This is a genomic window from Pseudomonas spartinae (genome assembly GCF_965197125.1).
In the GTDB taxonomy this organism is placed as follows: Bacteria; Pseudomonadota; Gammaproteobacteria; order Pseudomonadales; family Pseudomonadaceae; genus Aquipseudomonas; species Aquipseudomonas composti_A.
Window position 1 is genome coordinate 100,349 of record NZ_CBDAMB010000012.1, and the last position, 26,954, is coordinate 127,302.

The following is a 26,954-nucleotide window of genomic DNA, read 5'->3' on the forward strand; positions in this document are numbered from 1 at the left end:
TACCTACGGATTCTCAAGCGCCAACCGGCTTCTGGGTGGACTTGAAGACACGAATTTTCTTGCCGTCTTCGGTCTTGAAGCCAACGCGGTCAGCCTTGTTGGTCTCAGAGTTGAAGATGGCAACGTTGGAAGCGTGCAGCGGCGCTTCTTTCTCGACGATACCGCCTTGAACGCCCGACATCGGGTTCGGCTTGGTGTGGCGCTTCACCAGGTTGATGCCACCGACGACCAGACGGTCGTCAGCGAGAACCTTGAGCACCTTACCGCGCTTACCTTTGTCTTTGCCGGCGATCACGATGATCTCGTCGTCACGACGAATCTTTTGCATGTCGGATCTCCTTAAAGCACTTCAGGGGCGAGCGAGACGATCTTCATGAACTTCTCGGAACGAAGTTCACGGGTCACTGGCCCGAAGATACGGGTGCCGATCGGCTCTTGCTTGTTGTTCAGCAGAACAGCAGCGTTGCCGTCGAAGCGAATGATCGAACCATCGGCACGGCGAACGCCGTGACGGGTACGAACGACCACTGCGGTCATGACCTGACCTTTCTTCACTTTGCCGCGCGGAATTGCTTCCTTGACGGTGACCTTGATGATGTCGCCGATGCCGGCGTAGCGACGATGCGAGCCGCCCAGCACCTTGATGCACATGACGCGACGTGCACCGCTGTTGTCAGCCACATCGAGCATGGATTGAGTCTGAATCATAAAATTTCTCCGACCCCTAGCTCTTAGACTTCGACGGCGCGTTCAACGACTTCAACCAGAGCCCAGGACTTGGTCTTGGACTGCGGACGGGTTTCGCGAATGGAAACCTTGTCGCCGATCTTGCACTGGTTGGTTTCGTCGTGAGCGTGCAGTTTGGTCGAACGCTTGACGTATTTACCGTAGATCGGGTGCTTGACGCGACGCTCGATCAGAACGGTGATGGTCTTGTCCATCTTGTCGCTGACAACACGGCCGGTCAGCGTACGGACTGTTTTTTCAACTTCGGCCATGATCACTTACCTGCCTGCTGGCTGAGGACAGTCTTCACGCGAGCGATGTCGCGCTTCACTTGCGAGAGCAGGTGCGACTGCCCCAGCTGGCCAGTTGCCTTCTGCATACGCAGATTGAACTGGTCGCGCAGCAGCTCGAGCAGTTGCTCGTTCAGCTGTTGTGCGCTTTTTTCACGAAGTTCGGTCGCTTTCATCACATCACCGTCCGCTTAACAAAGGTGGTGGCGAGCGGCAGCTTTGCAGCAGCCAGGGCAAATGCCTCGCGCGCCAGCTCTTCGGATACGCCTTCGATCTCGTACAGGACTTTGCCTGGCTGGATCTGGGCTACCCAGTATTCAACGCCACCCTTACCTTTACCCATACGCACTTCGAGAGGCTTCTTGGTAACCGGCTTGTCCGGGAAGACGCGGATCCAGATCTTGCCGCCACGCTTAACGTGACGGGTCAGAGCACGACGAGCGGACTCGATCTGACGAGCGGTGAGACGACCGCGGGCAACAGACTTCAGCGCGAACTCGCCGAAGCTGACTTTGCTACCGCGCTGAGCCAGACCACGGTTGTGGCCGGTCATCTGCTTGCGGAACTTCGTACGCTTTGGTTGCAACATGATGCGTACTCCTTATTTCTTAGCAGCTTTACGAGGAGCGGGCGCTTGCGGCTTCAGCTCTTCAGTGCGGCCACCAATGACCTCACCCTTGAAGATCCAAACCTTGACGCCGATCACACCGTAAGTGGTGTGCGCTTCGTAGGTGGCGTAATCGATATCTGCGCGCAGGGTGTGCAGCGGCACACGACCTTCGCGATACCATTCGGTCCGGGCGATTTCAGCGCCACCAAGACGACCACTCACCTGGATCTTGATGCCCTTGGCACCAATACGCATGGCGTTCTGTACGGCGCGCTTCATGGCGCGACGGAACATTACGCGGCGCTCCAGCTGCTGAGCTACGCTCTGTGCAACCAGCATACCGTCGAGCTCCGGCTTGCGGATCTCTTCGATGTTGATGTGCACCGGCACACCCATTTGCTTGGTCAGGTCCTGACGCAGCTTCTCAACATCTTCACCTTTCTTGCCGATCACGATGCCGGGACGAGCGGTGTGGATGGTGATGCGTGCGGTTTGAGCCGGGCGAGCGATGTCGATACGGCTAACGGACGCGCTTTTTAGTTTGTCTTGCAGGTATGCACGAACCTTCAGGTCGGCGTTCAGGTAGTCGGCGTAAGTGCGACCATCTGCATACCAAACCGAAGTGTGATCCTTGACGATTCCCAGGCGGATGCCAACGGGATGTACTTTCTGACCCATCTGATCGACTCCGTTACTTGTCCGCAACCTTGACAGTGATATGGCAAGACCGCTTGACGATGCGATCAGCACGGCCTTTGGCACGCGGCATGATGCGCTTAAGCGAACGCCCTTCGTTGACGAAAACGGTACTGACCTTCAGGTCATCAACGTCTGCGCCTTCGTTGTGCTCGGCGTTGGCAACGGCCGACTCCAGCACTTTCTTCATGATCTCGGCGGCTTTCTTGCTGCTGAAAGCCAGCAGGTTGAGCGCTTCGCCCACCTTCTTCCCGCGGATCTGGTCGGCGACCAGGCGAGCTTTCTGGGCGGAGATGCGAGCGCCCGACAACTTAGCGGCTACTTCCATTTCCAAACCCCTTAACGCTTGCCTTTCTTGTCGGCAACGTGACCACGATAGGTACGCGTGCCGGCAAATTCGCCCAGTTTGTGGCCGACCATGTCTTCGTTCACGAGGACCGGGACATGCTGACGACCGTTATGCACAGCGATGGTCAGACCGACCATCTGCGGCAGGATCATGGAACGACGCGACCAGGTTTTAACCGGTTTGCGCTCGCCCTTTTCCACCGCCGCTTCGACCTTCTTCAGTAGGTGAAGATCGATAAAAGGACCTTTTTTCAGAGAACGTGGCACTGTCGTATCCCTCTATTTACTTGCGACGACGGACGATCATGTTGTCGGTGCGCTTGTTAGCACGGGTTTTCGCGCCCTTGGTCGGGAAGCCCCATGGCGACACCGGATGACGACCACCGGAGGTACGACCCTCACCACCACCGTGCGGGTGATCAACCGGGTTCATGGCAACACCACGAACGGTCGGACGAACACCGCGCCAGCGCTTGGCACCGGCCTTACCCAGCGAACGCAGGCTGTGCTCGGAGTTCGAGACTTCGCCCAGGGTCGCACGGCACTCGGAAAGGACTTTGCGCATTTCGCCGGAGCGCAGACGCAGAGTCACATAGGCACCTTCACGTGCGATCAGCTGAGCGGAAGCACCAGCGGAACGAGCGATCTGAGCACCTTTACCCGGCTTCAGCTCGATACCGTGAACGGTCGAACCTACCGGAATGTTGCGCAGCTGCAGGCTGTTGCCCGGCTTGATCGGCGCCATGATGCCGGCTACCAGCTGATCGCCAGCTACCACGCCTTTGGGGGCGATGATGTAGCGACGCTCACCGTCGGCATACTTCAGCAGAGCGATGTGAGCAGTACGGTTCGGATCGTATTCCACGCGCTCGACAGTGGCAGGGATGCCATCTTTGTCGTTGCGACGGAAGTCGACCAGACGGTAATGCTGCTTGTGACCACCACCGATATGACGGGTAGTGATACGACCATTGTTGTTACGACCACCGGACTTCGACTTCTTCTCGAGCAGCGGAGCGTACGGAGCGCCTTTGTGCAGCTCCTGATTGACCACCTTGACCACAAAACGGCGGCCAGCGGAAGTCGGTTTGCATTTAACGATTGCCATGATGCACCCCTTCCTTACTCAGCACTGCTGGTGAAATCGAGTTCTTGGCCCGGCTGAAGGGAGATAACTGCCTTCTTCCAGTCGTTACGCTTGCCCAGACCGCGAGCGGTGCGCTTGCTCTTACCCAGAACGTTCTGAGTAGTAACGCGCTCAACCTTCACGTTGAACAGGCCTTCGACAGCCTTCTTGATTTCCAGCTTGGTCGCATCGGTAGCGACTTTGAAAACGAACTGACCTTGCTTGTCAGCCAGAACCGTGGCCTTCTCGGAGATGTGCGGGCCAAGCAGCACTTTGAATACGCGTTCCTGGTTCATCCCAGCAGCTCCTCGAATTTCTTCACGGCCGAAACGGTGACCAGCACCTTCTCGTACGCGATCAGGCTGACCGGATCGGAACCCTGAACGTCACGTACATCAACGTGCGGCAGGTTGCGGGCAGCCAAGTACAGGTTCTCATCGACAGCGTCGGATACGATCAGCACGTCGGTCAGGCCCAGGCCATTGAGTTTGGCCAGCAGGGTCTTGGTCTTCGGCGCGTCAACGGCGAAGTCTTCGACCACGACCAGACGGTCGGTACGAACCAGCTCAGCAAGGATGGAGCGCAGTGCTGCGCGGTACATCTTCTTGTTCAGCTTTTGATCATGGTTGCGGGTGGACGCTGCGAAGGTCACACCACCGCCACGCCAGATCGGACCACGAGTGGTACCAGCACGAGCACGACCAGTGCCCTTCTGACGCCAGGGGCGCTTGCCGCCACCGGAAACGTCGGAACGGGACTTCTGACCTTTGGTGCCCTGACGACCGCCAGCCATGTAGGCCACGACTGCCTGGTGAACCAGAGTCTCGTTGAACTCGCCACCGAAGGTCGCTTCAGACACTTCGATCGCCTGAGCGCCATTTACATTCAATTGCATCTCAGATTCTCCCCTTACGCCTTGGCAGCCGGACGAACGATAACGTCGCCGCCAGTAGCGCCAGGAACGGCACCCTTGACCAGCAGCAGATTACGCTCGGCGTCTACGCGCACGACTTCCAGGGACTGCACGGTAACGCGCTCAGCACCCATGTGGCCGGACATCTTCTTGCCCTTGAATACGCGACCCGGGGTCTGGCACTGGCCAATGGAACCCGGAACACGGTGGGACACGGAGTTGCCGTGAGTGTTGTCCTGGCCGCGGAAGTTCCAACGCTTGATGGTACCGGCGAAGCCTTTACCTTTGGACTGACCGGTGACATCCACCAGTTGACCAGCTTGGAAAATTTCAGCGTTGATCAGATCGCCAGCCTGGTAGTCGCCTTCTTCAAGACGGAACTCCATAACGGTACGACCTGCCGCGACGTTCGCCTTGGCGAAGTGGCCAGCCTGAGCTGCTGTGACACGCGAAGCACGACGCTCACCGACAGTGACTTGCACTGCGCGATAGCCATCGGATTCTTCGGTTTTAAACTGGGTGACGCGATTCGGCTCGATCTCAATGACCGTAACCGGAATGGAGACACCTTCTTCGGTGAAAATACGGGTCATACCCGCTTTACGACCGACTACACCAATAGTCATGTTGTAAACCTCATGAGTGTACGGGGCTTTCACCCGCTATGGCCGCCCATTTCAGAGCGTTACACGACTAAAACCGCCAGGTTTTAGCCGAGGCTGATCTGCACTTCCACGCCTGCCGCAAGGTCAAGCTTCATCAGCGCATCAACGGTTTTATCCGTCGGCTGGACGATGTCCAGAACACGCTTATGAGTGCGGATTTCGTACTGATCGCGCGCGTCTTTGTTGACGTGCGGAGAGACCAGAACGGTATACCGCTCCTTACGAGTAGGCAGAGGAATCGGACCACGCACCTGAGCACCAGTACGTTTCGCGGTTTCCACGATTTCCTGGGTAGATTGATCGATCAGGCGATGGTCAAAAGCCTTCAACCGAATACGGATTTGTTGGTTTTGCATTTTGACCTCAGATTCCAAGCTGCTAATTCCCACAGACGGACTACGCCCGTTCGAGGGAGGCGCAATTGTACGGATGCCCCCTGAGGGTGTCAACTTTTAACCAGCCCAAAAGAAAAGGGCCCCGAAGGGCCCCTTTCCACAGCGCAGATCGTTGATTACTCGACGATCTTGGCAACCACGCCAGCACCAACGGTACGGCCGCCTTCGCGAATCGCGAAACGCAGACCATCTTCCATGGCGATCGGCTTGATCAGGGTGACAACCATTTTGATGTTGTCGCCCGGCATTACCATCTCAACGCCTTCCGGCAGTTCGCACGAACCGGTTACGTCAGTGGTACGGAAGTAGAACTGCGGACGGTAGCCCTTGAAGAACGGGGTGTGACGACCACCTTCTTCTTTGGACAGAACGTACACTTCAGCTTCGAACTTGGTGTGCGGCTTGATGGTGCCCGGCTTGGCCAGAACCTGACCACGCTCAACTTCATCACGCTTGGTGCCGCGCAGCAGCACGCCGCAGTTCTCACCAGCACGACCTTCGTCCAGCAGCTTGCGGAACATCTCAACGCCGGTGCAGGTGGTTTTGGTGGTCGGACGCAGACCAACGATTTCGATTTCTTCCTGGATCTTGACGATACCGCGCTCTACACGACCGGTAACAACAGTACCGCGGCCGGAGATCGAGAATACGTCTTCGATCGGCATCAGGAACGGACGATCGATGGCACGAACCGGCTCAGGAATGTAGCTATCCAGAGTTTCAACCAGTTTCTTGACGGCAGTGGTGCCCATCTCGTTGGTGTCTTCGCCGTTCAGAGCCATCAGCGCGGAGCCGATGATGATCGGAGTGTCGTCACCCGGGAAATCGTAGGTGCTCAGCAGGTCGCGAACTTCCATCTCGACCAGCTCCAGCAGCTCAGCGTCGTCAACCATGTCGGCCTTGTTCAGGAACACGACGATGTACGGTACGCCAACCTGACGGGACAGCAGGATGTGCTCACGGGTTTGCGGCATCGGGCCGTCGGCAGCCGAGCAGACCAGGATCGCGCCGTCCATCTGGGCAGCACCGGTGATCATGTTCTTCACGTAGTCGGCGTGACCCGGGCAGTCAACGTGCGCGTAGTGACGAATGTTGGAATCGTACTCTACGTGTGCAGTGTTGATGGTGATACCACGAGCCTTCTCTTCCGGCGCGCTATCGATCTTGTCGAAATCGACCTTGGCCGAACCGAAAACTTCGGAGCAGACGCGGGTCAGAGCAGCGGTCAGAGTGGTTTTACCGTGGTCAACGTGACCGATGGTGCCGACGTTGACGTGCGGTTTGTTACGTTCGAATTTTTCCTTAGCCACGACAGTAAACCTCTTACTTAAAGGGCGGGATTAGCCTTGTTTTTTAACCAGCGCTTCGACGATGTTCGCCGGAGCCTCTGCGTACTTGGAGAATTCCATGGAGTAGCTGGCGCGACCCTGGGACATGGAACGAACGTCGGTAGCGTAACCAAACATCTCGCCCAGCGGAACTTCGGCACGGATTACCTTACCGGAGACCGAATCTTCCATACCCTGGATCAGACCACGACGACGGTTCAGGTCACCCATCACGTCACCCATGTAGTCCTCAGGAGTCACCACTTCTACCTTCATGATCGGCTCAAGCACCTTACCGCCGCCCTTCTGGGCCAGCTGCTTGGTCGCCATGGAGGCAGCGATTTTGAACGCCATCTCGTTGGAGTCGACGTCGTGGTAGGAACCATCGAACACGGTAGCCTTCAGGCCGATCAGCGGATAGCCGGCAACGACGCCGTTCTTCATCTGCTCTTCGATACCCTTCTGGATCGCCGGGATGTATTCCTTCGGAACCACACCACCCACAACTTCGTTGGTGAACACCAGACCTTCGGTGATGTTGCCCTTGTCGTCCACGTCCGGAGTCGAGAAGCGAATCCAGCAGTGACCGAACTGACCGCGACCACCGGACTGACGAACGAACTTACCTTCGATCTCGACAGCGTCCTTGGTGATGGTTTCACGGTAGGAAACCTGCGGCTTACCGATGTTGGCCTCGACGTTGAACTCGCGCTTCATGCGGTCAACGAGGATGTCCAGGTGCAGCTCACCCATACCGGAGATGATGGTCTGACCAGTCTCTTCGTCGGTCTTGACGCGGAACGACGGGTCTTCCTGGGCCAGCTTGCCCAGAGCGATACCCATCTTCTCCTGGTCAGCCTTGGTTTTCGGCTCAACAGCTACCGAGATAACCGGCTCCGGGAAGTCCATACGCTCAAGGATGATCTGCTTGTCGGGATCGCACAGGGTTTCACCAGTGGTGACGTCCTTCATGCCGATCAGAGCAGCGATGTCACCAGCGCGCACTTCTTTGATCTCTTCACGCTGGTTGGCGTGCATCTGCACCATACGACCAACGCGCTCTTTCTTGCCCTTCACGGAGTTGATGACCGACTGGCCAGACTCCAGAACGCCCGAATAGACGCGAACGAAGGTCAGAGTACCGACGAACGGGTCGGTAGCGATCTTGAACGCCAGAGCCGAGAACGGCTCGTTGTCGTCCGCATGACGCTCGTCGTAATCGGCTTCGGCGATCTCTTCTTTCGGCTTGTCGGCCAGATCCGGGTGAATACCCTTGATTGCAGGGATCTCGGTCGGAGCAGGCAGGAAGTCGATAACGGCGTCGAGAACCAGGGGAACACCCTTGTTCTTGAACGAGGAGCCGCAGACAGCCGGAACGATCTCGCTCGCCAGAGTACGGGCGCGTAGACCAGCCTTGATGTCTTCGACGGACAGGTCGCCTTCTTCAAGGTACTTGTTCATCAGCTCTTCGTTGGCTTCGGCAGCAGCCTCAACCATGTTCGAGCGCCACTCGTTGGCCAGGTCCACCAGCTCGGCAGGAATTTCTTCCTCACGATAGGTAGTACCCTTGTCATCATCGTTCCAGTAGATGGCCTTCATCTTGATCAGATCGACCTGACCTTCGAAGTTCTCTTCTGCACCGATGGCCAGCTGGATTGGCACCGGAGTGTGACCCAGACGGTTCTTGATCTGACCGACGACGCGCAGGAAGTTAGCACCCTGACGGTCCATCTTGTTCACGTAGACAACGCGCGGAACACCGTACTTGTTGGCCTGACGCCATACGGTTTCCGACTGCGGCTCAACGCCCGAAGTACCGCAGAACACAACGACAGCACCGTCGAGTACGCGCAGCGAGCGCTCTACTTCAATGGTGAAGTCAACGTGACCGGGGGTATCGATGACGTTTACGCGGTAGTTGTCGTACTGACCAACCGAACCTTTCCAGAAGGTGGTGATAGCAGCGGAGGTAATGGTAATACCACGCTCCTGCTCCTGAACCATCCAGTCGGTGGTCGCGGCGCCATCATGCACCTCGCCCATCTTGTGGCTCAGGCCTGTGTAGAACAGGATCCGCTCGGTAGTGGTGGTCTTGCCCGCGTCAACGTGGGCACAGATACCAATATTACGGTAGCGGTTAATTGCTGTATTACGAGCCATAAAGCCCTCGCAAGGTTAGTGGAGCCGGAATTAGAAGCGGTAGTGCGAGAAAGCCTTGTTGGCCTCAGCCATACGGTGCACGTCTTCACGCTTCTTGACAGCAGCGCCTTTGCCTTCAGCAGCATCCAGCAGCTCACCAGCCAGGCGCAGAGCCATGGACTTCTCACCGCGCTTGCGCGCGTAGTCCACCAGCCAGCGCATGGCCAGAGCGTTACGACGGGACGGGCGAACTTCGACCGGAACCTGGTAGGTAGCACCGCCTACACGGCGGGACTTGACTTCGACCAGCGGAGCGATGGCGTCGAGAGCTTTCTCGAAGATCTCCAGGGGATCGCTGTTCTTGCGTGCTTTGACAGTGTCCAGAGCACCGTAAACGATGCGCTCGGCCACGGCCTTCTTGCCGCTTTCCATCACGTGGTTCATGAATTTGGCGAGGATCTGGCTTCCGTATTTCGGATCGTCCAGAATCTCACGCTTGGCTGCTACACGACGTCTTGGCATTGATAAGCCCTCAAACGGTCTTCAGGTTAGCTCGGGACCAACGGCTAATGCCGCGCCCGACCTTACTCTTATCGACTCAACTAAATAAAAAGGATCAAGCGGCCTTATTTCGGACGCTTGGTACCGTACTTGGAACGACCCTGCTTACGGTCTTTGACGCCGGAGGTATCCAGCGAACCACGCACGGTGTGGTAGCGCACACCCGGAAGGTCTTTTACACGACCGCCACGGATCAGCACGACGCTGTGCTCTTGCAGGTTGTGGCCTTCACCGCCGATGTACGAAGAAACTTCGTAGCCGTTGGTCAGACGCACGCGGCACACTTTACGCAGTGCCGAGTTAGGTTTTTTCGGCGTGGTGGTGTACACGCGGGTGCACACGCCACGACGCTGCGGGCAGTTCTGCAGCGCAGGCACGTCGGATTTCTCGACGATACGCTTACGCGGCTGACGTACCAGCTGGTTGATAGTTGCCATCTACTAGCTCCACTGTTGTCTTTCGACGCTCACAAATAAAGATGGCAGAGCCAAGCGCCCTGCCAAATTTAGGGGTGCATGAGTCTAAAGAGACTCACACCCCCAGTCAAGGCAAAGCCCCGCTAACGAACTAGCGAGGCTTCGACTCAATTTCCGCTGGAGTTCAGCGCTTCGGTCAGTGCGGCTTCCACTTCACTGGCGCTGACACGTACCGGCTTGTCGGCTTCACGCTTGCGCTTGCGCTCGCTGTGATAGGCCAGACCGGTACCGGCCGGGATCAGACGACCCACGACCACGTTCTCTTTCAGACCACGCAGGTAGTCGCGCTTGCCAGTAACCGCCGCCTCGGTGAGGACGCGAGTGGTTTCCTGGAAGGACGCTGCCGAGATGAACGACTCGGTGGACAGCGACGCCTTGGTGATACCCAGCAGTACGCGGGTGTACTTGGCGACGAACTTGTCCTCTTCGGCCAGACGCTCGTTCTCGCCCAGAACCTGGGTGAGCTCCATCTGGTCGCCCTTGATGAAGGACGAATCGCCGGACTCGCTGACTTCAACCTTGCGCAGCATCTGACGCAGGATGGTCTCGATGTGCTTGTCGTTGATCTTCACGCCCTGCAGGCGGTACACGTCCTGGATCTCGTTGACGATGTACTTGGCCAGCGCGCTGACGCCCAGCAGACGCAGGATGTCGTGCGGATCGCTCGGACCGTCGGAGATAACTTCGCCGCGGTTCACTTGTTCGCCTTCGAAGACGTTCAGGTGACGCCACTTCGGAATCAGCTCCTCGTACGGATCGCTGCCATCGGTCGGCGTGATGACCAGACGACGCTTGCCTTTGGTCTCCTTGCCGAAGCTGATGGTGCCACTGATTTCTGCCAGGATCGAAGCCTCCTTCGGACGACGGGCTTCGAACAGGTCAGCAACGCGCGGCAGACCACCGGTGATGTCGCGGGTCTTCGAGGTTTCCTGCGGGATACGGGCGATAACGTCACCGACCGCGATCTGCGCACCGTCCGCCACGCCGACCAGGGCGTTGGCAGGCAGGAAGTACTGAGCGGGAACGTCGGTACCCGGCAGCAGCAGTTCCTTGCCGTTGGTGTCGACCATCTTGATGGCCGGACGAATGTCCTTGCCAGCAGCAGGACGATCCTTCGGATCGAGAACCTCGATGTTGGTCAGACCGGTCAATTCGTCGGTCTGACGCTTGATGGTGATGGCCTCTTCCATGCCGACGAAGGTCACGACACCCTTCATTTCGGTCACGATCGGGTGGGTGTGCGGGTCCCACTTGGCGACGATGGCGCCAGCGTCGACCTTGTCACCTTCCTTCACGGAAATCACGGCACCGTACGGCAGCTTGTAGCGCTCGCGCTCACGACCGAACTCGTCGGCAACAGCCAGCTCACCGGAGCGGGAAACCGCTACCAGGTTGCCGTCCACACGCTCGACGTGCTTGAGGTTGTGCAGACGAATCGCACCACCGTTCTTCACCTGGACGCTGTCGGCAGCCGAGGTACGGCTTGCAGCACCACCGATGTGGAAGGTACGCATGGTCAGCTGGGTACCCGGCTCACCAATGGACTGGGCAGCGATAACGCCGACCGCCTCACCGATGTTGACGCGGTGACCACGGGCCAGATCGCGACCGTAGCACTTGGCGCAGATACCGTAGCGGGTTTCGCAGGTGATCGGCGAACGCACGACCACTTCGTCGACGCTGTTCAGCTCGATGAACTCGACCCACTGCTCGTCGATCAGGGTACCGGCCGGAACGATGATCTCGTCGGTGCCTGGTTTCGGCACGTCACGGGCGATCACACGACCCAGAACGCGTTCACCCAGCGGCTCGACCACGTCGCCGCCTTCAATGTGCGGAGTCATCAGCAGACCCTGCTCGGTGCCGCAATCGATCTCGGTCACCACCAGATCCTGAGCCACGTCGACCAGACGACGAGTCAGGTAACCGGAGTTCGCGGTCTTCAGTGCGGTATCGGCCAGACCTTTACGTGCACCGTGGGTGGAGATGAAGTACTGCAGAACCGACAGACCTTCGCGGAAGTTCGCGGTGATCGGCGTCTCGATGATGGAACCGTCCGGCTTGGCCATCAGACCACGCATACCGGCCAGCTGACGGATCTGGGCGGCGCTACCACGCGCACCGGAGTCCGCCATCATGTACATGGAGTTGAAGGACTCCTGCTCGACGGTCTTGCCTTCGCGATCGACAACCGGCTCTTTCGAGAGGTTGGCCATCATCGCCTTGGAGACCTCATCGTTGGCCTTCGACCAGAGGTCGATCACCTTGTTGTACTTCTCGCCCTGGGTAACCAGGCCGGAGGCGTACTGCGATTCGATTTCCTTCACTTCCTCGGTGGCGGCGTCGATGATGCGCGCCTTCTCATCCGGGATGACGAAGTCGTTCACGCCGATCGACACACCGGAGATGGTCGAGTAGGCGAAACCGGTGTACATCAGCTGGTCGGCGAAGATGACGGTGTCCTTCAGACCCACGGTGCGGTAGCACTGGTTGATCAGCTTGGAGATCGCCTTCTTCTTCATCGACTGGTTGACCACGTCATAAGACAGGCCGGCCGGTACGATCTGGAACAGCAGCGCGCGGCCGACAGTGGTGTCGACGATGCGGGTGTTCTTGGTGATCGAACCATCTTTCTCTTTGATGGTTTCGTTGATACGCACTTTCACGCGGGCGTGCAGGGACGCTTCGCCGGCGCGGAACACGCGGTCGACTTCCTGCAGGTCGGCGAAGACGCGGCCTTCACCCTTGGCGTTCACCGCTTCACGGGTCATGTAGTACAGACCCAGTACCACGTCCTGCGACGGCACGATGATCGGCTCGCCGTTGGCGGGCGAGAGGATGTTGTTGGTCGACATCATCAGCGCGCGCGCTTCGAGCTGAGCTTCCAGGGTCAGCGGCACGTGAACGGCCATCTGGTCACCGTCGAAGTCGGCGTTGTACGCGGCGCAGACCAGCGGGTGCAGCTGGATCGCTTTACCTTCGATCAGTACCGGCTCGAACGCCTGGATGCCCAGACGGTGCAGGGTCGGTGCGCGGTTGAGCAGTACGGGGTGTTCGCGGATCACTTCAGCGAGAACGTCCCAAACCTCCGGCAGCTCGCGCTCGACCATCTTCTTGGCCGCCTTGATGGTGGTCGCTAGACCACGCATTTCCAGCTTGCCGAAAATGAACGGCTTGAACAGCTCCAGAGCCATCTTCTTCGGCAGACCGCACTGATGCAGACGCAGGGTCGGGCCCACGGTAATTACGGAACGACCGGAGTAGTCCACGCGCTTACCGAGCAGGTTCTGACGGAAGCGACCTTGCTTGCCTTTGATCATGTCGGCCAGCGACTTCAGCGGACGCTTGTTCGAGCCAGTGATGGCGCGACCGCGACGGCCGTTGTCGAGCAGGGCGTCGACCGCTTCCTGCAACATGCGCTTTTCGTTGCGCACGATGATGTCCGGCGCCGACAGATCGAGCAGGCGCTTGAGACGGTTGTTACGGTTGATCACGCGGCGATACAGATCGTTCAGATCGCTCGTTGCGAAGCGGCCACCGTCCAGCGGTACCAGCGGACGCAGATCCGGCGGCAGAACTGGCAGAACGGTCAGCACCATCCACTCCGGCAGGTTGCCGGAGTCCTTGAAGGCTTCCATCAGCTTCAGGCGCTTGGACAGCTTCTTGATCTTGGTCTCGGAGTTGGTCTGCGGAATCTCTTCGCGCAGGCGGCCGATCTCGTGATCCAGGTCGATGGCGTGCAGCAGCTCGCGAACGGCCTCGGCACCCATACGGGCGTCGAAGTCGTCACCGAACTCTTCGAGGGCTTCGAAGTACTGCTCGTCGTTGAGCAGCTGACCCTTCTCGAGGGTGGTCATGCCCGGATCGATCACCACGTAGCTCTCGAAATAGAGCACGCGCTCGATGTCACGCAGGGTCATGTCCATCAGCAGGCCGATACGGGACGGCAGCGACTTGAGGAACCAGATGTGGGCGACCGGCGAGGCCAGTTCGATGTGCGCCATGCGCTCACGACGAACCTTGGCCAGGGCCACTTCAACGCCGCACTTCTCGCAGATCACACCGCGGTGCTTGAGGCGCTTGTACTTGCCGCACAGGCACTCGTAGTCCTTGACCGGGCCAAAGATCTTGGCGCAGAACAGGCCGTCGCGCTCTGGCTTGAAGGTACGGTAGTTGATGGTTTCCGGTTTTTTAACTTCACCGAACGACCACGAACGGATCATCTCAGGCGAGGCCAACCCGATACGGATGGCGTCGAACTCTTCGATCTGACCCTGGTTTTTCAGCAAATTCAGTAGGTCTTTCAAGGCCTTTCCTCCTGGCGGAGCGGGCAGCGAGCTGGACTAGCCCCGCTGCCGATTCACGTCGTGTTATTCGGTTTCCAGATCGATATCGATGCCGAGCGAACGGATCTCTTTGATCAGTACGTTGAAGGACTCGGGCATGCCCGGCTCCATACGGTGATCGCCATCCACGATGTTCTTGTACATCTTGGTACGGCCGTTCACATCGTCCGACTTCACGGTCAGCATTTCCTGCAGGGTGTAGGCGGCGCCATAGGCTTCCAGCGCCCAGACCTCCATCTCCCCGAAGCGCTGACCACCGAACTGCGCCTTACCACCCAGCGGCTGCTGGGTAACCAGGCTGTAGGAACCAGTGGAACGGGCGTGCATCTTGTCGTCCACCAGGTGGTTCAGTTTCAGCATGTACATGTAACCGACAGTAGTCGGGCGCTCGAACTGGTTACCGGTACGACCGTCGAACAGACGCATCTGGCCGCTCTCCGGCAGATCAGCCAGCTTCAGCATGGCCTTGATCTCGGTTTCCTTGGCGCCGTCGAACACGGCAGTCGCCATCGGTACACCGCCTTTGAGGTTCTTCGCCAGCTCGAGGATCTCGGTATCGGAGAACTCGTCGAGGTTTTCCTGACGACCACCGATCTCGTTGTAGATCTCGGCGAGGAACTTGCGCAGTTCAGCGATCTTGCGCTGCTCTTCGAGCATGCGGTTGATCTTCTCACCCAGGCCCTTGGCCGCCAGGCCGAGGTGGGTTTCGAGGATCTGACCGACGTTCATACGCGACGGTACGCCCAGCGGGTTCAGTACGATGTCGACCGGAGTACCGTTGGCGTCATGCGGCATGTCTTCGACCGGCATGATCACCGAGACGACACCCTTGTTACCGTGACGACCGGCCATCTTGTCACCCGGCTGGATGCGACGGCGGATGGCCAGGTAGACCTTGACGATCTTCAGTACGCCCGGTGCCAGGTCATCGCCCTGCTGCAGCTTGCGCTTCTTGTCTTCGAACTTGTCGTCGAGCATCTGACGGCGGTCGGAGATGTAGGCCTGAGCCTTCTCCAGCTGCTCGTTCAGGGCGTCGTCGGCCATGCGCAGTTTGAACCACTGGCCACGCTCCAGACCGTCGAGGAACTCGTCGGTGATCGCGGTGCCTTTCTTCAGACCAGCGCCGCCTTCAGCGATAGCGCCAACCAGCGCCGAACGCAGACGCTCGAAGGTCGCGCCTTCGACGATGCGGAACTCTTCGTTCAGATCCTTGCGGATCTCGTCCAGTTGCTGCTTCTCGATGGCCAGGGCGCGGCTGTCGCGCTCGACGCCGTCACGGGTGAAGACCTGTACGTCGATGACGGTACCCTTGGTGCCAGTCGGCACACGCAGGGAGGTGTCCTTAACGTCGGACGCCTTCTCACCGAAGATCGCACGCAGCAGTTTTTCTTCCGGAGTCAGCTGGGTCTCGCCTTTCGGAGTGACCTTACCGACCAGGATGTCGCCCGGGCCGACTTCGGCACCGACGTAGACGATACCGGCTTCGTCCAGCTTGTTCAGCGCAGCTTCGCCCACGTTCGGGATGTCAGAGGAGATTTCCTCTGGGCCGAGCTTGGTGTCACGCGCCACACAGGTCAGTTCCTGAATGTGGATGGTGGTGAAGCGGTCTTCCTGAACCACACGCTCGGACAGGCAGATGGAGTCTTCGAAGTTGAAGCCGTTCCACGGCATGAACGCAACGCGCATGTTCTGACCCAGCGCCAGTTCACCCATGTCGGTGGACGGGCCGTCAGCCATGATGTCGCTGCGCGCAACCTTGTCACCTTTGCTCACCAGCGGACGCTGGTTGATGCAGGTGTTCTGGTTGGAGCGGGTGTACTTGGTCAGGTTGTAGATGTCGACACCGGCTTCGCCAGTTTCAACTTCGTCATCGTTGACACGAACCACGATACGGCTGGCATCGACCGAGTCGATCACACCGCCACGACGGGCCACGACGCAGACGCCGGAGTCACGGGCGACGTTGCGCTCCATGCCGGTACCTACCAGCGGCTTGTCGGCGCGCAGGGTCGGCACAGCCTGACGCTGCATGTTCGAACCCATGAGTGCACGGTTGGCGTCGTCGTGCTCGAGGAACGGAATCAGCGAGGCGGCAACCGAGACTACCTGCTTCGGCGACACGTCCATCAGGGTGACGTCTTCCGGCGCCTTGACGGTGAATTCGTTCAGGTGACGTACGGCGACCAGCTCGTCGATCAGCTGACCTTTGTCGTTCAGGGTCGCGGACGCCTGAGCGATCACGTGATCGGCTTCTTCGATAGCGGACAGGAACACGATCTCGTCGGTGACCTGACCTTCCTTGACCACGCGGTACGGGCTTTCCAGGAAGCCGTACTGGTTGGTGCGGGCGTAGGCAGCCAGCGAGTTGATCAGACCGATGTTCGGACCTTCCGGCGTTTCGATCGGGCACACGCGGCCGTAGTGGGTCGGGTGTACGTCGCGGACTTCGAAGCCGGCGCGCTCACGGGTCAGACCACCTGGGCCGAGCGCGGAAACGCGGCGCTTGTGGGTGATCTCGGAGAGCGGGTTGTTCTGGTCCATGAACTGCGAGAGCTGGCTGGAACCGAAGAACTCCTTCACCGCCGCCGCAACCGGTTTGGCGTTGATCAGGTCCTGCGGCATCAGGCCTTCGCTTTCGGCCATCGACAGACGTTCCTTGACCGCGCGCTCTACGCGCACCAGGCCAACGCGGAACTGGTTCTCAGCCATCTCGCCGACGCAACGCACGCGACGGTTACCCAGGTGGTCGATGTCATCGACGATGCCTTTGCCGTTGCGGATGTCGACCAGGGTCTTGAGCACGGCAACGATGTCTTCACGCGACAGCACGCCCGAACCTTCGATCTCGGTACGGCCGATACGACGGTTGAACTTCATGCGGCCGACGGCGGACAGATCGTAACGCTCGGCGCTGAAGAACAGGTTGTTGAACAGCGTCTCGGCAGCATCCTTGGTTGGCGGCTCGCCAGGACGCATCATGCGGTAGATCTCGACCAGCGCTTCCAACTGATTGGTGGTGCCGTCGATCTTCAGCGTGTCGCTGATGAACGGGCCGCAATCGATGTCGTTGGTGTACAGGGTCTCGAAGCGGACAACCTGGGCCTTGGCCATCTTGACCAGCAGGTCGGCGGTCAGCTCGGTGTTGCACTCGGCGATGATCTCGCCAGTGGCCGGGTGCACGATAGCCTTGGCAGTGGTACGGCCAATGACGTATTCGAGCGGAACGTCCAGCTCTTTGATGCCAGCCTTGTCCAGCTGGTTGATGTGGCGGGCAGTGATACGACGGCCCTGCTCCACGATCACCTTGCCGCTGCCGTCCTTGATGTCCAGGACTGCGACTTCACCACGCAGACGCTGCGGCACCAGCTCCAGGCTCAGGCCTTCGTTCTTAACGTGGTAGACGTTGGTGTCGTAGAAGGCATCGAGCACTTCTTCGGTGCTGTAGCCGAGCGCGCGCAGCAGAACGGACGCCGGCAGTTTGCGGCGACGGTCGATACGCACGAATACCGCGTCCTTCGGATCGAACTCGAAGTCCAACCAGGAACCGCGGTAAGGAATGATGCGCGCGGAGTACAGCAGCTTGCCCGAGCTGTGGGTCTTGCCACGGTCGTGGTCGAAGAACACACCCGGCGAACGGTGCAGCTGGGAAACGATCACACGCTCGGTACCGTTGATAACGAAGGTACCGTTCTCGGTCATGAGCGGAATCTCGCCCATGTAAACTTCCTGCTCCTTGATGTCCTTGATCGCTTTGTTCGACGACTCTTTGTCGAAAATGATCAGACGGACTTTCACGCGCAGCGGTACGGCGAAGGTCACGCCACGCAGGACGCACTCCTTGACGTCGAACGCAGGCTCGCCCAGGCGATAGCCGACGTACTCCAGAGCGGCATTGCCGGAGTAGCTGATGATCGGGAATACGGATTTGAAGGCCGCATGCAGGCCGATGTCACGGAACTGTTCCTTGCTCACCCCTTGCTGCAGGAATTCGCGATACGAATCCAGCTGGATGGCCAGGAGGTAAGGCACATCCATGACATCCGGCAACTTGCTAAAGTCCTTGCGGATACGTTTTTTCTCAGTGTATGAGTAAGCCATCAGCGTTCCCCAGCTTGGTCACCTGCTTATTTGGCCAACGCCGGCGGCGGTGACCAGAAAATCGTGCAAACCCTCGGTTTGCGGCCGCCTCTTTGGCGGGATCTTTCCAGCTCCAGGCTGACTGACGAACAGCCAACCTAGAACGGAAAAAGGCCGGTGGCAAAAGCCACCAGCCATCAGCCTTGTGCGAGTCGCTCGGGCTGTAGACGCAAGGTGCGAACTTACTTGAGCTCGACCTTGGCGCCAGCTTCTTCCAGCTTCTTCTTGGCGTCTTCAGCAGCTTCTTTGGTCAGACCTTCAGCGACGACCTGAGGAGCGGTGTCAACCTTCTCCTTGGCTTCTTTCAGGCCCAGACCGGTCAGCTCGCGAACGGCCTTGATCACGTTCACTTTCTTGTCGCCAGCTTCAGTCAGAACGACGTTGAATTCGGTCTGCTCTTCAACAGCGGCAGCAGCGGCAGCCGGGCCAGCGGCAACGGCAGCAGCGGCGGTAACGCCGAAGGTTTCTTCCATCGCTTTGATCAGCTCAACGATTTCCATAACGGATTTCTGGCCGATTGCTTCGATGATTTGCTCGTTAGTCAGAGACATGACTATCAATTCCTGTATTGGGGTGACGGCCTACGCGACCATCAAATTAAACGTTTGATTTCGAAAGTGCTCACGCCGCCTTAGGCAGCAGCAGCTTCTTTCTGGTCGCGAATAGCTGCCAGAGTGCGAGCGAGTTTGCTGGTGGCGCCTTGAATAACGCTCATCAGCTGGGCGATGCCCTCGTCGCGGGTCGGCAGACTTGCCAGTACGTCGATCTGGTTTGCTGCGAGGTACTTGCCCTCGAACGCAGCTGCCTTGATCTCGAACTTGTCCTGACCCTTGGCGAACTCCTTGAACAGACGAGCAGCAGCGCCCGGGTGTTCGTTGGAGAAAGCGATCAGGGTCGGGCCTTTGAACACGTCGTTGAGCACGTCGAACTGAGTGCCTTCAACGGCGCGCTTGAGCAGGGTGTTACGCACGACTTTCACGTACACACCAGCTTCGCGGGCCTCTTTACGGAGTCCGGTCATTGCGCCGACGGTCACGCCACGGGCATCAGCCACGACAGCGGACAGACCGGCTTTGGCAGCCTCGTTGACTTCAGCGACGATGGCCTTCTTGTCTTCGAGTTTAATTGCCACGGGTTTACTCCTGGTTTTTACCGTTTCGCTGAACCGAAGTTCGGCGGCGTTTTGGTGTCTGATTCGGTAACGAATCGGGAGCACCATCTGCGTAGGCCATCAGGCAAGCCTGACGTTTAAAACAACTGTCACCTACGGTCTTGGATAGCCCCCGCCAGGCAGGGACCCCAATCTTTCAAAGCCGGCGGCGCGCACGCCGCCGACCCAATCACTTACGCGTCGAGCGAAGCCTGATCGATGATCAGACCCGGACCCATGGTGGTGCTCAGGGTCACACGCTTGACGTAGATACCTTTCGAGGTGGACGGCTTCAGACGCTTGAGGTCAGACAGCAGGGCTTCCACGTTCTGCTTCAGCGCAGCGGCTTCGAAGCCGACCTTGCCAACGGAGGTGTGGATGATGCCGTTCTTGTCGGTACGGAAACGTACCTGGCCAGCCTTGGCGTTCTTGACAGCGGTCGCAACATCCGGAGTCACGGTGCCGACTTTCGGGTTCGGCATCAGACCGCGCGGGCCCAGTACCTGACCCAGCTGGCCAACAACACGCATGGCGTCCGGAGAAGCGATGACCACGTCGTAGTTCAGATCGCCAGCCTTCATTTCGGCAGCCAGCTCATCCATACCAACCTTGTCAGCACCGGCAGCCAGAGCAGCTTCAGCGCCCGGACCCTGGGTGAACACGGCAACGCGTACGGATTTGCCAGTGCCGTTCGGCAGAACGGTGGCACCACGTACAACCTGGTCGGATTTACGCGGGTCTACGCCCAGGTTCACAGCGACGTCGAAGGACTCGGTGAACTTGACAGCAGACAGCTCGGCCAGCAGGCCGGCAGCTTCTTCGAAGGTGTAAGCCTTGCCGGCTTCAACCTTGGCCGCGATGGCCTTTTGGCGCTTGGTCAACTTAGCCATTACACACCCTCCACGTTCAGGCCCATGCTACGAGCGGAGCCGGCGATGGTGCGCACGGCCGCATCCAGGTCAGCGGCAGTCAGATCAGCCTGTTTGGTCTTGGCGATCTCTTCCAGCTGAGCACGGGTAACGGTGCCTACTTTGACGGTGTTCGGACGAGCGGAACCGCTGGACAGGCCGGCGGCCTTCTTCAGCAGTACCGATGCCGGGGTGCTCTTGGTTTCAAAGGTGAAGCTGCGGTCGCTGTAAACAGTGATGATCACAGGAGTCGGCAGACCAGGTTCCATGCCCTGAGTCTTGGCGTTGAACGCCTTGCAGAATTCCATGATGTTCACACCGTGCTGACCCAGAGCCGGACCAACGGGTGGCGACGGGTTTGCCTGACCGGCTTTAACCTGCAGCTTGATATAAGCCTGAATCTTCTTAGCCATTAGCTACTCCAATTTCGGGTTCGAACGCCTGACGGCTCCCCGAGGTTACTTACGCATTTATCCCAGTGACGACAAAACCCCGCAGCCTAAGGCTGCGGGGTGAGGGATGCTTATGTCAGTTATGCCTTCTCGACCTGACTGAACTCCAGCTCGACCGGGGTGGAGCGACCAAAAATAGTCACAGCAACCTGGATGCGGCTCTTCTCGTAATTCACTTCTTCGACCACACCACCGAAATCGGCGAACGGGCCATCGACAACTCGTACCATTTCGCCCGGCTCGAACAGTGTTTTCGGCTTGGGCTTGTCACCGCTATCGGCAACACGACGCAGGATGGCTTCAGCTTCCTTCTCGGTGATCGGTGCCGGCTTGTCGGCAGTACCACCAATGAAGCCCATGACGCGCGGCGTATCCTTGATCAAGTGCCAAGTCGCCTCGTTCATTTCCATCTGCACCAGAACATAGCCAGGGAAGAACTTGCGCTCACTTTTGCGCTTCTGACCGTTGCGCATCTCGACCACTTCTTCAGTGGGAACGAGAATCTCGCCAAAGTCTTCTTCCATACCAGCCAGTTTCACGCGCTCGATGAGCGAGCGCATGACATGCTTCTCGTAACCCGAGTATGCATGCACGACGTACCAACGCTTAGCCACGAGACACCCTTAACCAACAATCAGGGAAACAAGCCAACCGAGCAGGGAATCGAGCCCCCACAGCAGCAGCGCCATTACCAGAACCACCGCCACGACGATCAGGGTCGTCTGAGTGGTTTCCTGGCGGGTCGGCCAAACAACTTTACGAATCTCGACGCGGGCTTCTTTCAGCAATACCGCAAAGGCCTGACCACGAGCAGTTTGAAATGCCACGAAAGCAGCAGCAGCACCCAATGCAACCAGACCCAGAACACGATACAGAACCGGCTCAGCAGAGAAGTACTGATTACCTACGACACCCACAACAACCAGGGCAGCGACAACCAGCCACTTGACCAGATCAAAGCGAGAGTCTTTGGCTTCAGCCTTAACATTCATTCGAGAGGATCCTGTGAAAGACACGCCAGATTCGTTAGAAAATGGCAGGTCAGGAGGGAATCGAACCCCCAACCTGCGGTTTTGGAGACCGCCGCTCTGCCAATTGAGCTACTGACCTAAAGCAAAATCAGGCCGACCATTATGCCGGCCTGAGAGGAACAGATCAACCGATTACTCGACGATCTTGGCAACCACGCCAGCACCAACGGTACGGCCGCCTTCGCGAATCGCGAAACGCAGACCATCTTCCATGGCGATCGGCTTGATCAGGGTGACAACCATTTTGATGTTGTCGCCCGGCATTACCATCTCAACGCCTTCCGGCAGTTCGCACGAACCGGTCACGTCAGTGGTACGGAAGTAGAACTGCGGACGGTAGCCCTTGAAGAACGGGGTGTGACGACCACCTTCTTCTTTGGACAGAACGTACACTTCAGCTTCGAACTTGGTGTGCGGCTTGATGGTGCCCGGCTTGGCCAGAACCTGACCGCGCTCGACTTCATCACGCTTGGTGCCGCGCAGCAGCACGCCGCAGTTCTCACCAGCACGACCTTCGTCCAGCAGCTTGCGGAACATCTCAACGCCGGTGCAGGTGGTTTTGGTGGTCGGACGCAGACCAACGATTTCGATTTCTTCCTGGATCTTGACGATACCGCGCTCTACACGACCGGTAACAACAGTACCGCGGCCGGAGATCGAGAATACGTCTTCGATCGGCATCAGGAACGGACGATCGATGGCACGAACCGGCTCAGGAATGTAGCTATCCAGAGTTTCAACCAGTTTCTTGACGGCAGTGGTGCCCATCTCGTTGGTGTCTTCGCCGTTCAGAGCCATCAGCGCGGAGCCGATGATGATCGGAGTGTCGTCACCCGGGAAATCGTAGGTGCTCAGCAGGTCGCGAACTTCCATCTCGACCAGTTCCAGCAGCTCAGCGTCGTCAACCATGTCGGCCTTGTTCAGGAACACGACGATGTACGGTACGCCAACCTGACGGGACAGCAGAATGTGCTCACGGGTTTGCGGCATCGGGCCGTCGGCAGCCGAGCAGACCAGGATCGCGCCGTCCATCTGGGCAGCACCGGTGATCATGTTCTTCACGTAGTCGGCGTGACCCGGGCAGTCAACGTGCGCGTAGTGACGAATGTTGGAATCGTACTCTACGTGTGCAGTATTGATGGTGATACCACGAGCCTTCTCTTCCGGCGCGCTATCGATCTTGTCGAAATCGACCTTGGCCGAACCGAAAACTTCGGAGCAGACGCGGGTCAGAGCAGCGGTCAGAGTGGTTTTACCGTGGTCAACGTGACCGATGGTGCCGACGTTGACGTGCGGTTTGTTACGTTCGAATTTCTCTTTAGCCATCTTGACCGTCTCCTAGCGAAGAATTGAGCAAGCCATGCCGCCATTAAAACAAAGGCAGATACTTTCATATCTGCCTTCATTAGATGGAGCTCATGAGCGGACTTGAACCGCTGACCTCACCCTTACCAAGGGTGTGCTCTACCAACTGAGCTACATGAGCCAAACTCTATTGCGCCAGCCACAAACTGGAGCGGGTAGCGGGAATCGAACCCGCATCATCAGCTTGGAAGGCTGAGGTTCTACCACTGAACTATACCCGCGGAGCTTGCAGCTCACGCTGAATCTGGTGGAGGGGGAAGGATTCGAACCTTCGAAGTCGATGACGTCAGATTTACAGTCTGATCCCTTTGGCCGCTCGGGAACCCCTCCAAAGTGAGGCGGCATTTTCTAGATCTGCCACCCTGCTGTCAAGCTTTTTCTCATTAAAATCTTGAGGTTAGCTACTTTGACAACATCTTCGTCGGGAAACAACTTTGACCACCCTGCGAAGCGGGCGCCATTCTATGCAAACTACTGGAGCAATGCAACGCCTTCACAAGGCATTAATTGATGCTGCAAACCAGCGAAGTCACCAGCCAGCCGCCCAAGCAAAAACTCGTCGGCCAAGCGCCGACTTTGCGGCGCCACGCGCACCCAGAAATTGCGATGCGCCCGCGACAACTCACGCACCTGCGGCTCGTAGCCAACGTCGCGTAGACGCTGCACGACGCTATCAGCCGAGTCACTGCGAGGGAATATGCCGAGCGATATGCCATTGGCCAGCTCGCCCTGAGTAATGATGTAGCTATCGATGCGCCGGGCCTGCAGCTCGCGCAACTGCCGCAGCGAGGCCTGACGGGATGCCAGCGGCGGGAGATAAACCCAGTACTCCACCCCCGCAGCCGCATCGACGCTACGCACTTCGGCTTGAATATCCAGGCTCAGCAGCCGCTGCTCGACGACCTTGGCTTTCGCCTCTTCTTCAAAACTGCCGAGGAAAAGACAAACAGCCGCATCGGGAGCTGGCGCATCAACAGCCGCCACCGGCTCACCACGAGCTTGTGGCGCATCCGCCTCGCTCAGCAGGCGAATATCCTTGCGAGCAGCCTGGTACCCGCTGGCTGGAGCAACTTCCTTGGCCCGCAACGGCGCCTGCTGTTGATGCCAGACGTAATAAAAGGCATTGAGCAGCAGAAGCAGTAGAAGAATCCAGCGCATGCCTTGCCTCAATTGAAGGGACAGGCAATAGCCAGTCCGACAAAAACCAGATCAGGGACAACCTGCGCACCTGGGACCACATCTCGCACCAGGTCAGCGTCGCCCCCCGTCAGGAACACCTCGAAGCCCTCAGGAAAACGAGCCTGAGCCTGCAGCAGTTGCTCGACCACGAAGCCACGCAACATCAATACACAGCCTCGCTCGACGGCCTCGGCAGTCGAACGCCCTGGCTCCAGCTCCTGCAGAGCGGCGAGAGCCACCTGACGATCGTAGCGAATGCGCCGCGTATGTGTACTCAACTGATCACGCATCAACGGCAACCCTGGACAGATGAAGCCCCCCAGGTGGGTGCCTTCGACGGAAACGAAGTCAGCCGTCACCGCTGTCCCGAGATCCACCACCAGACAAGCCCGCTGCCCCAGATGATAGGCCCCCAGAACCGCCAACCATCGATCCAGACCAAGACGCCGGAAATCCTCGTAACCGTTGCTCACCCCCCCGACCTGACTGGCGGATTGGGCACAGACCGCCTCGACCCCTAGACGCTCACGTAGACGCTCAACCAGCTGCTCGGTTTCCGCATCGCTACGGACGCTGACCAAGCGGCAACGACCCACCTGCAGACCAGGCGCCTCTGCCAAGGACTCGAAGAGCGCAGCATCGGAGTCCACCACACCGGCAAAGAGACGCTGCGCGCCGTCACTGGAGATCACTCGCCACTTGATAAAACTATTACCGCAGTCGAGCTCAAGAATCATGCTGCAACCTCAGGCTCAACTCACCACCACTGAACGAGCGATCGACACCATCCACACTCAGTCTAATAGCCCCGCGCTCATCGACCCCAAGCACCACGCCCAGGGTTGCATTCGCCCCTGCCGTCAACGCCACGGAGCGACCGCGCCACGCATGCAACCCCTCCCACTCATCTCGCAAGCCAGCAAAGCCGCGCTGCCAATGAATGGAAAGACAGGCCTGCAGCTGCTGCAACAACTCGCCGGCAAGCTCATTACGATCGAGCAAGCGCCCAAGACACTGGCGCACGGATGTCCATGGCTGATCAATGATCGAAGGCGTATCCACGGCCATGTTGACGTTGATACCAATACCGATCACGACATGACAGACGTCAGCCGGATCTCCGGCCAACTCGAGAAGAATCCCGGATATCTTGTGCCCGTTGACCAGCACGTCATTCGGCCACTTGAGCCGCGCATCCTTCAATCCAATCGAATGAAGCGTTTTCGCGACAGCAAGGCCGACCGTCAGACTCAACGCCTCGACCTGGCTCATGCCACCATCGACGCGCAGAACAACACTACAGTAGAGATTTTCAGCAAAGGGACTTGCCCAGACCCGGCCACGGCGGCCACGCCCGGCGGTCTGCCGCTCAGCCAGCAGGGCGAAGGGGGCACGCGCCCCAGCATCGAGGCGACGAAAGATCTCCGCGTTGGTGGAATCCACACTGGACTCGACAGACACCGGCCAACTGACCCCACCAGCACCACGCGCGATCTGCTCGGCATCCAGCAGGGTCATGGGCGCAGACAACCTGTAGCCGCGACCAGGAACCTTGAACACCTCAAGCCCCAGCTCAGCCTCCAGGCCCTGCAGCTGCTTCCAGATGGCACTTCGACTGATCCCGAGCGTCGCCCCCAGGGCCTCCCCGGAATGGAATCGACCATCCTGCAGAAGTTTCAACAATTCCAGCATGCCAAGCCCCGCTACGAACAAGGCTGGCATGATAACGACGAGGCCTCAGCTTGCATAGAAAACGGGACACAGAAGAAGGCCACATAGAAGAAAGGCCCGCTCCAGTGCGATATCACACTCCCAGAGGCCAAAAACACCAAAGGCCACCTTCAAGGTGGCCTTTTTATTGATCTCTAATTAGCGCCGACAACGCGCAGGGTGCGGCCTGCACACCGACGCGACCGAATAATTGCGCGTTGCGCGTGCACGCCCTGCGTTTTCCCGCGCGCAAAGAAGAAACCCCAGACCGCGTTAGCGATCTGGGGTTTCGTATAGGAGCTTGACGATGACCTACTCTCACATGGTGAAGCACCACACTACCATCGGCGATGCGTCGTTTCACTACTGAGTTCGGGATGGGATCAGGTGGTTCCAACGCTCT

29 protein-coding genes, 4 tRNA genes and 1 rRNA gene are annotated in these 26,954 nt (G+C 58.5%); all 34 read right to left on the bottom strand.

The window, feature by feature from the left end; genetic code table 11:
• Nucleotides 1–13: 13 nt before the first annotated feature.
• The gene (gene rplX, locus ACN8M7_RS21925) at nt 14–328 is read right to left on the bottom strand and encodes a 50S ribosomal protein L24 (protein ID WP_017675615.1); all 315 of its coding nucleotides are present in this window, start codon (nt 326–328) and stop codon (nt 14–16) included.
• A gap of 11 nt (nt 329–339) precedes the next feature.
• Nucleotides 340–708 carry a 50S ribosomal protein L14 gene (gene rplN, locus ACN8M7_RS21930; protein WP_003243907.1) on the bottom strand — a complete coding sequence of 123 codons (369 nt, stop codon included), beginning with the start codon at nt 706–708 and terminating at the stop codon, nt 340–342.
• Between the two features lie 23 nt (nt 709–731).
• Entirely contained in the window at nt 732–998 is a 267-nt protein-coding gene (gene rpsQ / locus ACN8M7_RS21935) for a 30S ribosomal protein S17 (protein WP_061240715.1), read from the bottom strand.
• 2 nt (nt 999–1,000) lie between these two features.
• Nucleotides 1,001–1,192, bottom strand: coding sequence for a 50S ribosomal protein L29 (gene rpmC / locus ACN8M7_RS21940; RefSeq protein WP_003243902.1), 192 nt, complete (start codon nt 1,190–1,192; stop codon nt 1,001–1,003).
• Nucleotides 1,192–1,605 carry a 50S ribosomal protein L16 gene (rplP, locus tag ACN8M7_RS21945; RefSeq protein ID WP_003243901.1) on the bottom strand — a complete coding sequence of 138 codons (414 nt, stop codon included), beginning with the start codon at nt 1,603–1,605 and terminating at the stop codon, nt 1,192–1,194. Before rplP ends, rpmC begins: the two co-directional genes overlap by 1 nt.
• Before the next feature lie 12 nt (nt 1,606–1,617).
• Nucleotides 1,618–2,304, bottom strand: coding sequence for a 30S ribosomal protein S3 (rpsC, locus tag ACN8M7_RS21950; protein ID WP_017675617.1), 687 nt, complete (start codon nt 2,302–2,304; stop codon nt 1,618–1,620).
• Between the two features lie 13 nt (nt 2,305–2,317).
• On the bottom strand, nt 2,318–2,650 hold the full coding sequence (gene rplV, locus ACN8M7_RS21955) for a 50S ribosomal protein L22 (protein ID WP_003103908.1): 333 nt from the start codon (nt 2,648–2,650) through the stop codon (nt 2,318–2,320).
• Nucleotides 2,651–2,661: 11 nt separating this feature from the next.
• Nucleotides 2,662–2,937 (bottom strand): 30S ribosomal protein S19, encoded by a 276-nt coding sequence (gene rpsS, locus ACN8M7_RS21960; RefSeq protein ID WP_003463302.1) that lies wholly within the window; start codon nt 2,935–2,937, stop codon nt 2,662–2,664.
• A 16-nt stretch (nt 2,938–2,953) separates the two neighbouring features.
• Nucleotides 2,954–3,778, bottom strand: a complete 825-nt coding sequence (gene rplB / locus ACN8M7_RS21965) for a 50S ribosomal protein L2 (protein ID WP_061240714.1) — start codon at nt 3,776–3,778, stop codon at nt 2,954–2,956.
• 14 nt (nt 3,779–3,792) lie between these two features.
• Nucleotides 3,793–4,092 (bottom strand): 50S ribosomal protein L23, encoded by a 300-nt coding sequence (rplW, locus tag ACN8M7_RS21970; RefSeq protein WP_061240713.1) that lies wholly within the window; start codon nt 4,090–4,092, stop codon nt 3,793–3,795.
• A complete protein-coding gene (gene rplD, locus ACN8M7_RS21975) occupies nt 4,089–4,691 on the bottom strand; it encodes a 50S ribosomal protein L4 (protein ID WP_036999711.1) in 603 nt (200 codons plus the stop codon). The genes rplW and rplD overlap by 4 nt, the downstream gene beginning before the upstream one ends.
• 14 nt (nt 4,692–4,705) lie before the next feature.
• Nucleotides 4,706–5,335, bottom strand: a complete 630-nt coding sequence (gene rplC, locus ACN8M7_RS21980; RefSeq protein WP_061240712.1) for a 50S ribosomal protein L3 — start codon at nt 5,333–5,335, stop codon at nt 4,706–4,708.
• An 83-nt stretch (nt 5,336–5,418) separates the two neighbouring features.
• On the bottom strand, nt 5,419–5,730 hold the full coding sequence (rpsJ, locus tag ACN8M7_RS21985; protein ID WP_003463313.1) for a 30S ribosomal protein S10: 312 nt from the start codon (nt 5,728–5,730) through the stop codon (nt 5,419–5,421).
• 155 nt (nt 5,731–5,885) lie between these two features.
• Complete coding sequence (gene tuf / locus ACN8M7_RS21990; RefSeq protein WP_099526264.1) at nt 5,886–7,079, bottom strand: elongation factor Tu; 1,194 nt, start codon at nt 7,077–7,079, stop codon at nt 5,886–5,888.
• A 30-nt stretch (nt 7,080–7,109) separates the two neighbouring features.
• Nucleotides 7,110–9,257 (bottom strand): elongation factor G, encoded by a 2,148-nt coding sequence (gene fusA / locus ACN8M7_RS21995; RefSeq protein WP_061237600.1) that lies wholly within the window; start codon nt 9,255–9,257, stop codon nt 7,110–7,112.
• Nucleotides 9,258–9,287: 30 nt separating this feature from the next.
• A complete protein-coding gene (rpsG, locus tag ACN8M7_RS22000; RefSeq protein ID WP_003246741.1) occupies nt 9,288–9,758 on the bottom strand; it encodes a 30S ribosomal protein S7 in 471 nt (156 codons plus the stop codon).
• A gap of 104 nt (nt 9,759–9,862) precedes the next feature.
• The gene (gene rpsL / locus ACN8M7_RS22005; protein ID WP_004373429.1) at nt 9,863–10,234 is read right to left on the bottom strand and encodes a 30S ribosomal protein S12; all 372 of its coding nucleotides are present in this window, start codon (nt 10,232–10,234) and stop codon (nt 9,863–9,865) included.
• A gap of 146 nt (nt 10,235–10,380) precedes the next feature.
• Complete coding sequence (rpoC, locus tag ACN8M7_RS22010) at nt 10,381–14,580, bottom strand: DNA-directed RNA polymerase subunit beta' (RefSeq protein ID WP_490262170.1); 4,200 nt, start codon at nt 14,578–14,580, stop codon at nt 10,381–10,383.
• Nucleotides 14,581–14,643: 63 nt separating this feature from the next.
• Nucleotides 14,644–18,717, bottom strand: coding sequence for a DNA-directed RNA polymerase subunit beta (rpoB, locus tag ACN8M7_RS22015; RefSeq protein WP_061237598.1), 4,074 nt, complete (start codon nt 18,715–18,717; stop codon nt 14,644–14,646).
• Between the two features lie 221 nt (nt 18,718–18,938).
• On the bottom strand, nt 18,939–19,307 hold the full coding sequence (gene rplL, locus ACN8M7_RS22020) for a 50S ribosomal protein L7/L12 (RefSeq protein ID WP_061237597.1): 369 nt from the start codon (nt 19,305–19,307) through the stop codon (nt 18,939–18,941).
• An 80-nt stretch (nt 19,308–19,387) separates the two neighbouring features.
• Entirely contained in the window at nt 19,388–19,888 is a 501-nt protein-coding gene (rplJ, locus tag ACN8M7_RS22025) for a 50S ribosomal protein L10 (protein ID WP_003463333.1), read from the bottom strand.
• A 212-nt stretch (nt 19,889–20,100) separates the two neighbouring features.
• A complete protein-coding gene (gene rplA, locus ACN8M7_RS22030) occupies nt 20,101–20,796 on the bottom strand; it encodes a 50S ribosomal protein L1 (RefSeq protein ID WP_061237596.1) in 696 nt (231 codons plus the stop codon).
• Nucleotides 20,796–21,227 carry a 50S ribosomal protein L11 gene (rplK, locus tag ACN8M7_RS22035; RefSeq protein ID WP_021488823.1) on the bottom strand — a complete coding sequence of 144 codons (432 nt, stop codon included), beginning with the start codon at nt 21,225–21,227 and terminating at the stop codon, nt 20,796–20,798. The genes rplA and rplK overlap by 1 nt, the downstream gene beginning before the upstream one ends.
• A gap of 119 nt (nt 21,228–21,346) precedes the next feature.
• Entirely contained in the window at nt 21,347–21,880 is a 534-nt protein-coding gene (gene nusG, locus ACN8M7_RS22040) for a transcription termination/antitermination protein NusG (protein WP_061237595.1), read from the bottom strand.
• A gap of 9 nt (nt 21,881–21,889) precedes the next feature.
• Entirely contained in the window at nt 21,890–22,258 is a 369-nt protein-coding gene (gene secE, locus ACN8M7_RS22045; protein ID WP_061237594.1) for a preprotein translocase subunit SecE, read from the bottom strand.
• Nucleotides 22,259–22,300: 42 nt separating this feature from the next.
• Nucleotides 22,301–22,376: transfer RNA gene (locus tag ACN8M7_RS22050), tRNA-Trp, on the bottom strand.
• Nucleotides 22,377–22,429: 53 nt separating this feature from the next.
• Nucleotides 22,430–23,623: an elongation factor Tu gene (gene tuf, locus ACN8M7_RS22055; protein WP_099526264.1), complete on the bottom strand. Its 1,194-nt coding sequence runs from the start codon at nt 23,621–23,623 to the stop codon at nt 22,430–22,432.
• A gap of 84 nt (nt 23,624–23,707) precedes the next feature.
• A tRNA-Thr gene (locus ACN8M7_RS22060) sits at nt 23,708–23,783 on the bottom strand.
• Nucleotides 23,784–23,809: 26 nt separating this feature from the next.
• Nucleotides 23,810–23,883 (bottom strand) — tRNA-Gly (locus ACN8M7_RS22065).
• Nucleotides 23,884–23,907: 24 nt separating this feature from the next.
• Nucleotides 23,908–23,992: transfer RNA gene (locus tag ACN8M7_RS22070), tRNA-Tyr, on the bottom strand.
• Between the two features lie 141 nt (nt 23,993–24,133).
• A complete protein-coding gene (locus ACN8M7_RS22075; RefSeq protein WP_061239597.1) occupies nt 24,134–24,820 on the bottom strand; it encodes an SPOR domain-containing protein in 687 nt (228 codons plus the stop codon).
• 8 nt (nt 24,821–24,828) lie between these two features.
• Nucleotides 24,829–25,578, bottom strand: a complete 750-nt coding sequence (locus tag ACN8M7_RS22080) for a pantothenate kinase (protein WP_490262171.1) — start codon at nt 25,576–25,578, stop codon at nt 24,829–24,831.
• A complete protein-coding gene (birA, locus tag ACN8M7_RS22085; RefSeq protein WP_490262172.1) occupies nt 25,568–26,533 on the bottom strand; it encodes a bifunctional biotin--[acetyl-CoA-carboxylase] ligase/biotin operon repressor BirA in 966 nt (321 codons plus the stop codon). Before birA ends, ACN8M7_RS22080 begins: the two co-directional genes overlap by 11 nt.
• A 317-nt stretch (nt 26,534–26,850) precedes the next feature.
• Nucleotides 26,851–26,954: ribosomal RNA gene (rrf, locus tag ACN8M7_RS22090) — 5S ribosomal RNA — on the bottom strand; the annotation flags it as partial.